General features: G+C 49.6%; 18 protein-coding genes. 8 read left to right on the top strand and 10 right to left on the bottom strand.

Going from position 1 to position 13,537, the window contains the following annotated elements; all coding sequences use genetic code 11:
• Nucleotide 1 precedes the first annotated feature (1 nt).
• The gene (locus tag ACE6F3_RS03370; protein WP_010935950.1) at nt 2–469 is read right to left on the bottom strand and encodes an NAD(P)H-dependent oxidoreductase subunit E; all 468 of its coding nucleotides are present in this window, start codon (nt 467–469) and stop codon (nt 2–4) included.
• A 312-nt stretch (nt 470–781) separates the two neighbouring features.
• Between ACE6F3_RS03370 and ACE6F3_RS03365 the strand changes: the two genes are divergently transcribed.
• Entirely contained in the window at nt 782–1,336 is a 555-nt protein-coding gene (locus ACE6F3_RS03365; RefSeq protein ID WP_324664046.1) for a GNAT family N-acetyltransferase, read from the top strand.
• A 52-nt stretch (nt 1,337–1,388) separates the two neighbouring features.
• Here the strand turns inward: ACE6F3_RS03365 and ACE6F3_RS03360 are convergent, their stop codons facing one another.
• From ACE6F3_RS03360 to ACE6F3_RS03320, 9 genes are all read right to left on the bottom strand, one after another.
• Complete coding sequence (locus ACE6F3_RS03360) at nt 1,389–1,808, bottom strand: phosphatase (RefSeq protein ID WP_324664048.1); 420 nt, start codon at nt 1,806–1,808, stop codon at nt 1,389–1,391.
• Between the two features lies 1 nt (nt 1,809).
• Nucleotides 1,810–2,475, bottom strand: a complete 666-nt coding sequence (gene phoU / locus ACE6F3_RS03355; protein ID WP_324664050.1) for a phosphate signaling complex protein PhoU — start codon at nt 2,473–2,475, stop codon at nt 1,810–1,812.
• 12 nt (nt 2,476–2,487) lie between these two features.
• A complete protein-coding gene (gene pstB, locus ACE6F3_RS03350; RefSeq protein ID WP_041340989.1) occupies nt 2,488–3,243 on the bottom strand; it encodes a phosphate ABC transporter ATP-binding protein PstB in 756 nt (251 codons plus the stop codon).
• Nucleotides 3,244–4,095, bottom strand: a complete 852-nt coding sequence (pstA, locus tag ACE6F3_RS03345) for a phosphate ABC transporter permease PstA (RefSeq protein WP_010935945.1) — start codon at nt 4,093–4,095, stop codon at nt 3,244–3,246. It abuts the gene before it with no gap.
• Nucleotides 4,088–4,948: a phosphate ABC transporter permease subunit PstC gene (gene pstC / locus ACE6F3_RS03340; RefSeq protein WP_041340986.1), complete on the bottom strand. Its 861-nt coding sequence runs from the start codon at nt 4,946–4,948 to the stop codon at nt 4,088–4,090. Before pstC ends, pstA begins: the two co-directional genes overlap by 8 nt.
• Before the next feature lie 74 nt (nt 4,949–5,022).
• A complete protein-coding gene (locus tag ACE6F3_RS03335; RefSeq protein WP_041343450.1) occupies nt 5,023–5,859 on the bottom strand; it encodes a phosphate ABC transporter substrate-binding protein in 837 nt (278 codons plus the stop codon).
• 70 nt (nt 5,860–5,929) lie between these two features.
• On the bottom strand, nt 5,930–6,364 hold the full coding sequence (locus ACE6F3_RS03330; protein WP_010935942.1) for a methylglyoxal synthase: 435 nt from the start codon (nt 6,362–6,364) through the stop codon (nt 5,930–5,932).
• 182 nt (nt 6,365–6,546) lie between these two features.
• Nucleotides 6,547–8,292 carry an ATP-binding protein gene (locus tag ACE6F3_RS03325; RefSeq protein ID WP_324664054.1) on the bottom strand — a complete coding sequence of 582 codons (1,746 nt, stop codon included), beginning with the start codon at nt 8,290–8,292 and terminating at the stop codon, nt 6,547–6,549.
• Nucleotides 8,293–8,294: 2 nt separating this feature from the next.
• Entirely contained in the window at nt 8,295–8,987 is a 693-nt protein-coding gene (locus ACE6F3_RS03320; protein WP_010935940.1) for a response regulator transcription factor, read from the bottom strand.
• Nucleotides 8,988–9,119: 132 nt separating this feature from the next.
• Between ACE6F3_RS03320 and ACE6F3_RS03315 the strand changes: the two genes are divergently transcribed.
• The 7 genes from ACE6F3_RS03315 to ACE6F3_RS03285 all read left to right on the top strand — a co-directional run bounded on the left by ACE6F3_RS03315 (nt 9,120) and on the right by ACE6F3_RS03285 (nt 13,461).
• Nucleotides 9,120–9,539, top strand: coding sequence for a type II secretion system protein (locus ACE6F3_RS03315; RefSeq protein ID WP_324664056.1), 420 nt, complete (start codon nt 9,120–9,122; stop codon nt 9,537–9,539).
• A 73-nt stretch (nt 9,540–9,612) separates the two neighbouring features.
• Nucleotides 9,613–9,825, top strand: coding sequence for a hypothetical protein (locus tag ACE6F3_RS03310; RefSeq protein ID WP_010935938.1), 213 nt, complete (start codon nt 9,613–9,615; stop codon nt 9,823–9,825).
• A 228-nt stretch (nt 9,826–10,053) separates the two neighbouring features.
• Nucleotides 10,054–10,626, top strand: coding sequence for a rhomboid family intramembrane serine protease (locus ACE6F3_RS03305; protein ID WP_010935937.1), 573 nt, complete (start codon nt 10,054–10,056; stop codon nt 10,624–10,626).
• Nucleotides 10,627–10,770: 144 nt separating this feature from the next.
• A complete protein-coding gene (locus tag ACE6F3_RS03300) occupies nt 10,771–11,163 on the top strand; it encodes a response regulator (RefSeq protein WP_324664059.1) in 393 nt (130 codons plus the stop codon).
• 86 nt (nt 11,164–11,249) lie between these two features.
• A complete protein-coding gene (locus ACE6F3_RS03295) occupies nt 11,250–11,621 on the top strand; it encodes a response regulator (RefSeq protein WP_324664061.1) in 372 nt (123 codons plus the stop codon).
• Nucleotides 11,614–12,030 (top strand): secondary thiamine-phosphate synthase enzyme YjbQ, encoded by a 417-nt coding sequence (locus ACE6F3_RS03290; RefSeq protein WP_324664063.1) that lies wholly within the window; start codon nt 11,614–11,616, stop codon nt 12,028–12,030. Before ACE6F3_RS03295 ends, ACE6F3_RS03290 begins: the two co-directional genes overlap by 8 nt.
• 39 nt (nt 12,031–12,069) lie before the next feature.
• Nucleotides 12,070–13,461: a cobyrinate a,c-diamide synthase gene (locus ACE6F3_RS03285; protein ID WP_324664065.1), complete on the top strand. Its 1,392-nt coding sequence runs from the start codon at nt 12,070–12,072 to the stop codon at nt 13,459–13,461.
• Nucleotides 13,462–13,537 lie beyond the last annotated feature (76 nt).

Raw genomic sequence — 13,537 nt, 5'->3', positions numbered from 1 at the left:
TTTAGTAAGTCCTCAATTCGTCCAGGACTTCGGTTACCAGCTGAGCAGTCAGCTTTCCGTAAACCACCCCGTTTATTACCATAGCCGGTGACTGGTCACATAATCCCAAACAGGGGACCAGCTCCAGGGTAAAACGTTGGTCCAGAGTGGTTTGACCGGGTTCGATACCCAGATTGTCCACCAGGGTATCCAGGATGTTTTCTGTACCGTTCAGGTAACAGGGCAGCGAATTACACAGGCGAATCACGTACTTTCCCTTTTGGTTGGTTGAGAGCAGGCTATAAAAGGTAATCATGCCGTAAATATCAATAGAGGGAATGCTTAAGCATTCCCTCAAATAATTTACAGCTTCATGGGGTATATAGCCACATTCTTCCTGAACCGCTTCCAAACATGGAAGGAGAGAGAGCCGAGAGCTTCCGCTCTGGGTAATGACGCCGTCTACTTTTTCTTTCCAGATACTTTCCATATTGAAGTAACTCCGGTTATTTTAATAGGGGGCGTAAAAGACCTTTAAATACTAGCATATAACGGCAAAAGATATCAAATTAGCAAATCAGAATAATAATTCCAGCTATAAACTAATAAAACAATAGGCAAGGGCTTGCCAATAAGCACCGTTTTCCCTTCGTAAGCAAGTTACCAAATGTACAGGTTATTGCCGTATAGAGTAAAGAAAGGTACTAATACTTTTTATATAATACCATAAAATTTAAGGCTTGGCTATCCCTAAATAACAATACCCCTGATATAATACAAAAAAATATTTCGGAATAATGACATGGTTCTTTACAAAACTACACTCAGCACACCCCGCCTGGTACTGAGGCCTTTTAGCCGGGCAGATGCGGATATGGTTGCCGAACTGGCAGGCGATGCCCTGATAGCTGACACTACCCTGAATATTCCCCACCCCTACCTGCCGGAAATGGCCGTAAAATGGATAAACAGCCAGCCCAAAAAACTGGCTGCCAATACCGAGCAGCACTTTGCCGTAACTGAAAAAGACAGCGGATATCTGCTGGGTGCCTGCGGGCTGGTGTTCTGCTTTCCCCACCGGCGGGCTGAACTGGGCTACTGGATTGGCAGACCCTACTGGAACCAGGGCTATGCCACCGAAGCACTGCAAGCCCTGGTAAGATATGCCTTTTTAGATTTGAACCTGCACCGGCTGCAGGCTTATTATCTCACAAGAAACCCCGCTTCCGGCCGGGTAATGGCCAAAGCGGGGTTTAAACATGAAGGCAGCTTTCCCAAGCACCTGCTGAAAAACGGTGTTTTTGAAGACGTGGAATACTGCGGGCTGCTGCGCAATGATTACCTGCTATCTAGATAAACCACTTAATATCCGGAAGATACGGCAACTGCCGCCGCCAATACCCGGACTGCTAAACTTGGTATTTTATACCAAGCTCATCCAGCAATTTTTCCACCTTTTGGCGGATACTTCCCACTATCAGGCGGACTTCTGCCAGATTTTTACCCCGCGGGTCGGTTATGCCCCAATCTTCCTTGCCGTACAGGTGCCCCGGGCAGGACAGGGTAACATCACACCCCATACTGATAACCCGGCTGGCACTGTCCAGCATATCCTGACTTAGCATTTTGGGTTTGAGACCACCTGCATTTATACCGTAGTCTTCTTTAAGCACCGTCACCACTTCCGGGTTGAGAGCGGCCGCAGGTTCGGTACCAGCCGAAACCGCCAGAGCCTTACCCCCGGCCAGATGATTAAAGATAACTTCGGCGGCCTGAGAACGGCCGGCATTATGCAAACACACGAACAATATCTGTTTTTTATTTTCCATATTAGTACTTTGACGAACCAAACTCTTCAGATTTACCGGTAATCACAAAGAGCACCCTTTCGCAAATATTGGTAACCCGGTCCGCACTCCTTTCCAGATTATGGGCTGCCCAGATAAGGCGGGTTGCCCGGGAGATAGTATGGGGGTCTTCGGCCATAAAAACCAGCAGTTCCCGGAAAATCTGGTTATACAGGCCGTCTACTTCGTCATCTTCGTCTATTACCCGCAAAGCTTCGGCGGAATCACGCCGGACAAAAGCCCCCAGCGCCCGGTTTAGCATTTCCTCTGTTTTGGAAGCCATGCGGGGCAGGTCAATGAGCGGCTTTAAGGGCGGCTCTTCACCCAGCATCAGGGCTATTTTAGCATTACCTTCGGCATGGTCGCCAATTCTCTCAAGGTCAACTATTATGTTAAGTACGGCTACTATTATCCTTAAGTCTCGGGCCATCGGCTGCTGGGTAGCCATAAGCTCTATGCTTTTTTCTTCTATCTCAAAGCGTTTTTGGTTAATAAGTTTGTCTTCTTCTATAACCTGTTTGGCCAGCTCCAAATCCCGCTCTTTCATAGACTGCATAGAGCGGTCAACAGCCTTGCCTACCATGCTACCCAAAAGAAGCATATCATCTTCAAGTTCCCTAAGGTGGCGGTCAAATCCCATTCGCGGCATAATAACTCTCCTCTAACCGAACCGGCCGGTAATATAGTCTTCGGTGCGTTTGTCCTTGGGACGGGAAAAAATCTCACCGGTACGCCCGTATTCAACCAGGTCACCCGTCAGCAGAAAGCCTGTCCAGTCTGAAGCACGGGCGGCTTGCTGCATATTGTGGGTGACTATAGCTATAGTATAGTTCTGTTTCAGTTCCTGCATCAATTCTTCAATCCGCATAGTGCTTACAGGGTCAAGGGCGGAACAGGGCTCATCCATCAGGATAACTTCCGGCTCTACCGCCAGCACTCTGGCAATACACAGCCTTTGCTGCTGGCCGCCCGAAAGGGCCATGCCTGATTTATGCAGGTTATCCTTAACCTCATCCCAGAGTGCCGCCTGATGCAGGCTTTTTTCCACTATCTCATTCAGACGGGACTGGGCAGTAATACCCAGCATCCGCGGACCGAAAGCCACATTATCAAAAATGCTTTTGGGAAAGGGATTGGGCTGCTGAAAGACCATACCTACCCTCTTGCGGAGATTGACCACGTCCAGGTTGGGGGAATAAACATTTTCATTATCCAGCAGTACCTCACCCTCCAGCCTGGCCCCGCTGACCAGGTCATTCATCCGGTTAAGGGCGCGTAAAAGGGTACTTTTGCCGCATCCCGAAGGGCCGATAATGGCGGTTATCTGGCGGTCAGGGAAATCCATATTTATATTTTTAAGTACCTGGTGGCGGTGATAGAAAAAATTGACACCGCGGATTTTGATTTTAGGTTCCATTTAAACTCCTCCGCAGATGCGTTTCTGGAAACGCCGGGAAATAAAATTGGTCAGTCCGTTTAAGCCTACAATAATCACTATTAAAACTGCGGCTGTCGCCATAGCTTTATCCATAGCGTTGGTTTCTGTAGCCAGATAAAAGACATGCAGTGCCAGTGAGCGCCCTCCTGAAAGAAGTGACTCCGGCATAGCGGCACTCCCGCCCATAGTCACGTACAGACAGGCGGTCTCACCCAATGCCCGTCCGGCACACAGAATTACCCCGGTTGCAATACCCGGCAAAGCCGCCGGCAGTATCACGTGAGTCACCGCCTGCCACTTGGTAGCCCCCAGAGCCATAGCCCCTGCCCGGTAAGAGCGGGGGACAGCCTTTAAGGCTTCTTCGGTAGCGGTAATAAGCACCGGCAGCAGCAGACAGGCCAGGGTAAGCGCGCCCGAAAGTATAGAGAAACGGAAATGAAGGGCGGTCACAAACAGAGCAAACCCGAACAAACCAAACAGGATAGAAGGCACACCCGCCAGAGTTTGAACTCCATAACGTATAAAACGGGTCAGGCGGTTGTCCGGTGCATATTCCACCAGGTATATAGCCGCCCCGATACCCACCGGTACCAGTATCAGCAGGGTCAGCCCGACCAGATAAAGAGTAGTCACAATTGTAGAGGAAATACCCCCCTCTCCTGCCAGACCGCCAGCCGGCGGGGTAATCAGGAAATCCCAGGAGAAACCGGGCAGCCCACGTACAATAATATAACCTATGATAAGCAGCAGAACCAGCAAAGTAATAATGCCTGCCGCCCATAATATTGTAAATGCCACTTTCTGGGTACTGCGGGAGGAAAATTTAAGCATGTTGTTCACCCCGCTTCAGCGCCAAAGTGGCCAAACTATTTAGTATAAGTATCAAGATAAGGAGCACCAAACCGGTGGCAAAAAGGGCATTTTCATGCAGGCCTGCCGCATAATTTATCTCTACCGCAATATTGCCGGTCAGCGTTCTGGCCGGGTCAAGGGGAGAAGTAGGAATAATAACCGCATTTCCTATGACCATAATCATAGCCATAGTTTCGCCGATGGCTCTGCCCATACCCAGCACTATGCTTGCCCCTACCCCTGAGCGGGCAGCCGGCAGCAGCACATGCCAGATAGTCTGCCATTGGCTGGCACCCAGTGCCAAAGACCCATCCCGGTAAGTGCGGGGCACAGCCCGGAGGCTGTCTTCGGAGATGCTGATAATAGTGGGTAAGACCATGATTGAAAGTACCAGCACTGCCGCCAGTACGGAATAGCCCGTACCCCCCAGATTCCTGATGGCCGGTACAATTACCATTATACCTACCAGACCATAAACCACAGAGGGAATACCCACCAGCAGCTCAACTGCCGGACGAAGCAGATTACGCACCCTTTGGGGGGCAACCTCTGCCAGCAAAATAGCACAGGCAATACCCAGCGGCACTGCAATCACCATTGACCCCAGAGTAACCAGCAGAGAACCCACTATCATGGATAATATGCCGTATTCGTCATAGGTGGGGCTCCAGCTCTGTCCGAACAGGAAATCAAAGGGGTTTACTGCGCTGAATAAGGGCAGCCCCCCCTGAATGATAAATACCGCAATAGCCAGCAGTACCAGTATGGAGACAAGGGCGGTAATAAGAACCCCGTATTTGGCTAATTTATCAGTAAAATATCTCGGCAACATTTCCCTTTAAACCAGTCCGGGCAGAGATTTTTGGTCTCTGCCCATTGTGATTACCTGATTTACCCGACCCGGGCTTAGTTTACAGATAAGTAACCTTCTTCAGTTATTATCTGCTGGACTGCATCACTCATACAGTAGTCCAGGAAGGCCTGTACCAGTTCGCTGGGAGTGCCTTTGGTCAGGAAGTAGAGCGGGCGGATAATGGGGTAAGTACCGTTTTTACCATTCTCGGAGGTAGCAGCTATACCGTTTATGCTCAGGGCTTTTACGCTTGAATCTATATAGCCGAAGGAGATAAAGCCTATGGCATCTTTGTCACCGGCCAGAGCGGTCTTAAGAGCGCCGTTGGAGTTCTGAAGGACTGCATTGGCTACAATCCGTACACCCTCACCCATTACCAGTTCTTCAAAGGCAGTCCGGGTGCCGGAGCCTTCTTCACGGGCCATTACATGGATTGCTTTGTCAGGGCCGCCTACCTGGCTCCAGTTGGTTATAACACCGGAGAAGATATCCCGTACCTGGTCTACGGTCAGATTAGCCACCGCAGTATTGTCAGGGTGAACTACGATGGCAATGCCGTCTTTGGCCAGGAGGTATTTGGTCAGGCCGGTCTCGGTGTCTTTGAGTTCGCGTGAGACAGCACCAATTTCTACCGTGCCGTCAGTTGCTGATTTAACACCTACTGAAGAACCGCCGCCGCCTATTACCACGTTAACATTCGGGTACAGAACTTTGAAAGCGGCTGCCAGTTTTTCAGCCAGAGGCTGAACGGTGGTGGAACCGGCTTCGTTGATAGTTCCTGAGAGAGTGGGGGTGTTGTCATTATTATCATCGTTGTTGTCGGCTTCGTCATCATTGCTGCATCCTGCCACGCCCAGTGCCAGCAGCATTACGGCGGTAACAGGCAGCATAATCTTTTTCTTGGTTACTAACTTGTTCAATTTTCCTTCCTTCTATGGTTATTTATTCTGTAAACCTGTATCAGCTGTTTAAACTATTTAAAAGCTGGCTCTTCAGCCTGTGCTCCTTAAGTTCCTCCGGATGCTCGAATATAAGGTGCAAAACAGCTTCAGCGGTAGATACGTTGGTAGCTAAGGGTACGTTATGTACGTCACACACGCGCATCAGGGCGGAAATATCAGGTTCATGGGGCTGGGCGGTCAGGGGGTCACGAAGGAATATGATAGCCGTTACTACCCCGCTGGCTACCATGGCACCAATCTGCTGGTCACCTCCCAGAGGGCCGCTTTGGAGTAAATTTACATTCAGATCAGTGCTGGCCTGAATGAGCTTACCGGTGGTGCGGGTGGCTACCAGATTAAGACCTGCCAAGTCGGTTTCGTGCTTCTTTACCAGGTCTACTATTTCCTGCTTCTTGTTATCATGGGCTACCAGAGCCAAAGTTATTCTTTCCATTATATTCACCTCCTTTCTTGTTTCTTTTCCTCTTTCCTTATTCACATTATCAGTTTAAATCTCCAAGGTTAAGGCTATATAAAGGATTTGTTAAGGTTATGTAAAAATCTTAAAATACCGGAATAATAAAAAAACCAGCCCTGATAGAGCTGGTTTATAGACTAACGGGTGTAAGAAAATACTCAGCCAAGCGGCAGGCTGAAACTGAAGGTTGCCCCCTTGCCGTAGCGGCTCTCAGCCCAGATATCCCCGCCGTGTGCCTGCACTATATGCTTGGAAATAGCCAAACCCAAGCCGGTACCGCCGCCGGAACGGGCTTTATCCACTTTGTAAAAACGCTCAAATACTCTGGTCAAATCATCTTCGGGTATGCCTATGCCGCTGTCAGATACATATACTACCAGTATCTGCCCCTGGGTGCGGGCACCAATCTTTATCCGGCCGCCCTTGGGGGTAAACTTGATGGCATTATGCACCAGATTTACCAGCACCTGTTCAATCCGGTTTTCGTCCAGCTTTACCTGCGGCAGGGTTTCGGGCAGCTCTACCCCAAGGCTTATACCTGCCCGTTCCGCCTGGGGGCTCAGCCTGGCAGCCGCCAGATTTATAGCTGTGGAAATATCTCCCGGCTGGAGGTTTAAAACCGCCTGGCCGCTTTCTATAGCGGAAAGATCACTCAGTTCGGTAACCAGCTGGGCCAGTTTATCCACCTCAAGGTGGATTTTTTCAATAAACCCGGCCGCAACCGCAGCATCAGATGCCGCCCCTTCCTGCAAGGTTTCAGTCAGCAGTTTCAGGGAACTGATAGGGGTGCGTAATTCGTGGGAAATATTGGCTACAAAATCCCGTCTTACCTTCTCCAGCCGCCGAAGCTCTGAAAGGTCCTGCACCAGCACCAGATAACCTGACTGGCTGACCAGCGGGGTAGCAATAATACCCAGAAAACGCCTGCCGGAGGCAAGCTCTACAAAACCCATCTCCTGCTTACCGGAGGATTTGGAATGCTCAAAAATAGAGTGGATTTCATGGTCACGTATTGCTTCCACAAAGCTGTGGCCTATTACGCGTTCGGCTTCCAGTTTAAATATCCGCTCGGCAGCCGGGTTTAAAAGGCTTATAGTGCCTTCGCAGTCCAGCAGGAAAATGCCGTCACCCATGCGTTCCAGTACCGCTGACAGGCGGTCACGCTCGGAGCTGACTGCATTTATGCTGTCACGCAGGCGTTCCGTCATCAGGCGGAAGGCATGGGCCAGTTCTTCCATTTCGCCTTTGCCGCTTACCTCTATCTGAACGGCATCCATCTGCCCCCGGGCAATACGCCGGGCAATAGCGGTGAGTTCCTTAATCGGGCGGGTCAGGCTGGCCGCTACCCAAACTGCTAAAAGCCCGGCCGCCAGTATGCTTATTAAGGCACTCAGCAAAATAGTCCGGTCTACATCCCCCACCGCCGCGTATACTTCTTCTACCGGCAAGGCCACCCGCACTACCGCCAGTACCTCTGCCCCGCTTTTAACCGGGATAGCCACGTACAGCATTTCATATCCCAAACTGGCAGACTGATGAACACTGGTGCCAAGGCCGTTTTTTAAAGCGTCAATAAACTCAACTCTGGTAGAGTGATTCTCCATGTCCGAGGGTGACTGGAGTGAATCTGCCAGCACCTGACCGCCGGGGTCTATAACAGTCAGCCGTATATCCAGCGAAGCTCCCAGTTCCTTAATATAAGCATCAAAACTGTCCGGGTCTTCAGAAATATGCTCCGGCACTATCTCTGAAAGCAGCGTGGCTTCCTGAACAAGGCGGGACTGCAAATTGTCCAGATAAGAGTTTTCCAGATGATTGGACAGGAAAATGCTAAGCAGACCCACGCTAGCGGCAATAAGCAGGCAAAACAGGCTTATTAAACGCCATTTAAGGCTTCTGGCCATATTTACTCCTCAAACTTATAGCCGGTTCCCCGCACTGTTATCAGGTGGCGGGGACGGGACGGGTCAGTCTCTATTTTCTGGCGCAGCCAGCTGATATGTACATCAACCGTGCGGGTACCGCCCGGATAATCATAACCCCAAACCTTTTCCAGCAGCTGTTCGCGGCTGAAAACCCGGCACCGGTTCTGAACCATAAAACTCAGCAGGTCAAACTCCTTCGGGGAAAAGTCTAAAGCCTCCCCGTCCCGCATGACCAGATGACGTTCAAAAAATATTTCCAGATTATCTATTTTCAGGCCGCTCACAGGCTCTGGCTGGGAGTTCTGCATCTGACTGCGGCGGAGGAGTGCCCTCATTCTGGCCAGCAGTTCCTTCATGCCAAAGGGTTTGGACAGATAATCATCCGCCCCCACTTCCAGCCCGTTTACTTTATCTGTTTCGCTTGAACGGGCGGTCAGCATAAGTATGGGCACGCTGCTCTCAGCGCGGATAAGGCGGCAAAGTTCAAAGCCGTCCATGCCCGGCAGCATTACGTCCAGTATAACCAAAGACGGCTTAAACCGGCGGTACATACCAAGCGCCTTAAGCCCGTCTTCAGCACATTCCAGCTGGTATCCCTCCTTGGCAAGGTTGTAACACAAAAGCTCACGCAAGGTGGCATCATCTTCAACTACCAGTATTTTATGCTCAGGCATGGCTAAAGTATAAAGCCAGAGACTATTTTCAGCAAGACAGGCATTTCATCAGACAGGTATTGAAAATGTTTACCAGGTTTTAGTACTATTGGCTATATAAATGTGCACAGTTGCCGTCATAAGGGGGAATCTATGAAAATGCCCGGGAATATTTTTAAACGTGAACACGGATTTACCCTGATTGAAATACTGGTAGTTGTGGCTATACTGGGGGTGCTGGCCGGAGTGGTAATACCCAATATAGTAAAATTTATGCACGAGGGTAAGGTAGAATCTGCCAATACCGAACTGGCAAATGTCCGTCTGGCTGTCCTGTCAGCTATGGTGGATGCGGAAATAAACACCCTGAATGACGGCGGGACAGTCGGCTCCGGCCATACCTCAAATGTCAGCTACGGCTCACCTTCGGTAAGCCTGGCAGTTCATAATTTTGTTATGGGTGAAGTAATAGGTATTTATACCCTGAATGAAAAAGGCCTGATAGTAAGCGCCCTGATGCCTGAAGGCAGTGACTGGGCAAACCTTACCTTTGTAAACGGTGCCTGGCAGTAAAACCGGCTTCTTTCAAAAGAGTATCTACAAAATAGTTGACAGCTTATACCTACCTTAATGGTAATATAATAGTATGCAGATACCAGAGGCAAGATGTACCAGGTGCGGGGGGCATTATCATGGTTGGGCACTTTTAAATGCCCGCCATCAAACCTGTGCCCAGTGCGGCGGCAAACTGGAAATAATTACCGAAGGTGAAATAATACAGGGTTATTCACCTTTCTCCGCCGAAGAAGTAAACTTAAAAGCCCCCAAACAGACACCCTCTAAAAAAACCACTTCCTGAAGCCCGGATATGCTGCCTCAGGGCTATGGAAAGTATTAGTTTTGTCTGCCCGCTGATAAGGGCATTTTAGCTAGTGCCATATTTGCTTAACAGCGGCATCCGGCTCACCCAAGAGGCCTTAGCGTAATTTCAGCTGATAAATACCTTCCGGCCAAACTTTCGTTTCAGCTCTCCGTCTATTGCCAAAAATTTGACACGCCTTGGATAAAACTGTCAGAATGACTCCATATGAGATATTCCAACTACCGCAACCAGCCGGATATCATACTCCTGATAATAATAACCTGTGTGGTGGTATTCTTCGGGGTTAATTTTGCTCCCCAAATCGGGCCGTACCTGGCACTTCAGCCGGCAACCGCCCTAAGCCACCCCTGGACTATTTTAACCAGCCTGTTTGTCCATGCAAACCTGTGGCATCTTTTCGCCAACATGCTTACCCTGTATTTCTTCGGCAATGCCCTGCTCCAGATGGTAAGTCAGCGCAGCTGGCTCATCATATTCTTCGGGGGCGGTCTGGCGGGCAGTTTGCTGTTCATACTACTCAACGCCGGCTCCTACGGGTATGTCATAGGTGCTTCCGGGGCGGTTTTTGCACTTGGCGGCGCTCTGGCCGTACTCCGCCCGAACTCCAAGGTTATGGTTTTCCCCCTGCCCATACCTATCCCCCTCTGGATTGCAGTTTTGGGCAGTTTTGCTATCCTGTCATTCCTGCCGTCAGTTGCCTGGCAGGGTCATTTGGGAGGGTTACTGGTGGGGCTTGCCTGCGGTTACCTTATCCAGCGCGGCAAGTTTAGATTCTAATCATTTTGACCTCATTTTTGCCTCATTAACACTTTTCTGTACCCCGCTATTGACAGCTGTCAACACTGTGATACAATATACCATTAGTATAAATAAATTACCCATTATAGCAATCCAAACTCACCTCCCGATAAGCAGGACTCTATGACTGATAAAAAATACCGGGTACTGGTAGTTGAAGACGAACCATCCATATGTCAGGTATGCCTTCGCACTTTGGAGAGTATGGGGCTTGATGTTACTATTGCCATAAACGGGCAGATAGGTCAGTCACTTATCCAGCAGGAAAAGTTTGACCTCTGCCTGGTAGATATCCGCACCCCTATTATAAACGGCAAAAACCTGTACACCTATGCGCTGAACTATTACCCGGAAACCGCTAAACGGATGGTATTCACTACCGGTGACCTCATGGACGAAAGCACCCAGGGTTTTCTGGATGCCACCGGCCAGCCGTTTTTACCCAAACCCTTCACCCCAAGTGACCTTAAGAAGATAGTCAGCGAAACTTTAGAAAAACTTAATGCCCAAAACTAAGGTTTTTAAAACTTTACCTGTTTTCACCTACCATTGAATGTTATACTATTATTTATTATTACCTATGGTATCCTAGGGAGGCAGCCATGCCCAAAATGAAAATACTGATAGCTGATGATGAAGAGCATGTGCGGCAGCTTGTTTGCGGCATACTGGACAAAGACTATCAGATAGTTCAAGCCAAAAACGGCGAAGAGGCGGTAAAAGAATCCCGAGAGCAGGGCTTTGACCTGATACTGATGGATATCATGATGCCCAAACTGGACGGGCTGGCCGCCTGCTGTATGCTCAAAGGTGATAAACAGACCAGTGCCATTCCTATTGTCATGCTGACCGGAGTGGGCTATGAACTGAACAAGAAACTCAGCCAGCAGTTGGGTGCTGACGGCTATATTACCAAGCCCTTCAGCCCGCGGGAACTGCGAACCAAGATAAATGAGTTTATCAAGCATGCCTGACTCCCTGCCCCTGTACCGCCTTGAAATACCCAGCCGCAGCCAGACCGAATTTATAGATATTACCAGCCGGATTAGTTCGCTTATAAGCCAGAGCGGTGTTACCTCCGGCCTGTGTCAGGTATTTGTCCCCCACACAACCGCCGGGCTGACCATAAATGAAAATGCCGACCCTGATGTCATAACCGATATCAAAGCCCAGCTGGAACGGATAGTCCCGGCTGTTACTCCCTTCCTCCATGCGGAAGGCAACTCCGCCGCTCATGTAAAAACCAGCCTTATGGGCAACAGCCTGAACCTGATTATAGAAGAAGGCAGACTTCTGCTGGGGACTTGGCAGGGTATTTACCTTGCAGAATTTGACGGCCCGCGCAGACGGACTGTATACATAAAAATTCTCAAAGAAAACTAATCTTTACGCAAATCAATCCTGAGTGATATACTCTGCTGTATGAATTTTCCACGTATTGTCATAGCCGGTATTTCTTCAAGCAGCGGCAAGACTACCATAAGCAGCGGCATTACCGCTGCCCTTACAAAGCGCGGACATAAAGTAGCCGCCTACAAGTGCGGCCCTGACTATATAGACCCCGGATACCTGACTTTGGCTGCCAATAACCCCTGCCACAACCTTGACTCCTGGATGCTGGGTAAAGATGCCATGACCGAGGTATTTTTCCACGGGCTGAAAGACAGGGAGATTGCCCTGGTGGAAGGCGTGATGGGGCTTTATGACGGATACAGCGGCGAACGCCCCGGGGGCTCTACCGCCGAAATTGCCAGATTACTCTCAGCCCCGGTTATACTGCTGCTTAATATCTCCCACATGGCGGAAAGCGCCGCCGCCATAGTGCTGGGCTATAAAAACCTGGACCCCAGGATAAATATTGCCGGGGTTATACTTAATCAGGCCGGCAGTCTGCGCCATTATGAAATCTGCCGCAAGGCAATTGAAAAATATACCTCTACCCCGGTGGTAGGCTATCTGCTGCGCAATAAAGAGCTGGCTATACCGGAACGCCACCTGGGGCTGAAGACCACCTCTGAAGGCGGCGAACTGGCAAGCTTTATCCAAAACTTAGCTGCCCATATTGAAAGTACCATAGATATTGACCGTATTCTGGAAATTGCCCGGAATGCACCGCCCCTGCCCGAAAAACCCTGCCCATATCTATTCCCCGAAACCCCCACCCGGCCGGTTACCCGTATAGCCATAGCCAGGGACGAAGCCTTTAGTTTTTATTATCAGGCTAATCTGGATATGCTTTCATACTGGGGGGCTGAACTCTGTTATTTTAGCCCGGTGCATGATACCTGTCTGCCTGAGAATATCGGCGGCATATATATAGGCGGCGGCTTTCCGGAAATAATGGCATCAGAGCTTAGCGCCAACCAGGCCATGAAAGACGCCCTGACCAAAGCAGCCGAAGGCGGTATGCCCATTTATGCCGAATGCGGCGGGCTGATGTATTTATCCGAAGCGATAGAAGACTTTGATAATAACAAATACTTGATGCTGGGGCTTCTGCCGGGCGTATCCGTCATGCAGAAAAAACTGCACCGTCTGGGCTATACCAGAGCCGCCGTCCAGAACGATAATATTCTTTCCGGCAAGGGAACTGAACTAAGGGGGCACATTTTCCACTGGTCAAAACTGCCCTCCCCCCAAACCAAACCAGCCTATACCCTGCTGGAGCCGGCTGAATATGCCGGACAGAATGAGGGTTTTATTATAGGAAGTAGTACTAATGTACTGGCCAGTTACCTGCATCTCCATTTCGGCACAAACCCGGACCTGGCTAAGAATTTTATTCGTGTTTCCAAAGGTTTTTATGCTATTTGACTCACACCTGATTTGTTTTGAATAATCCAAAAAGTTTTGTTTTAATATAATCCAGCAAACAGGAGGGGGAAAACAG

This window comes from Dehalococcoides sp. THU4, assembly GCF_043231265.1.
Taxonomy (GTDB): Bacteria; Chloroflexota; Dehalococcoidia; order Dehalococcoidales; family Dehalococcoidaceae; genus Dehalococcoides; species Dehalococcoides mccartyi.
Note: the sequence above shows the minus strand (reverse complement) of the source record. Positions and strands in the feature narration are given on the sequence as shown.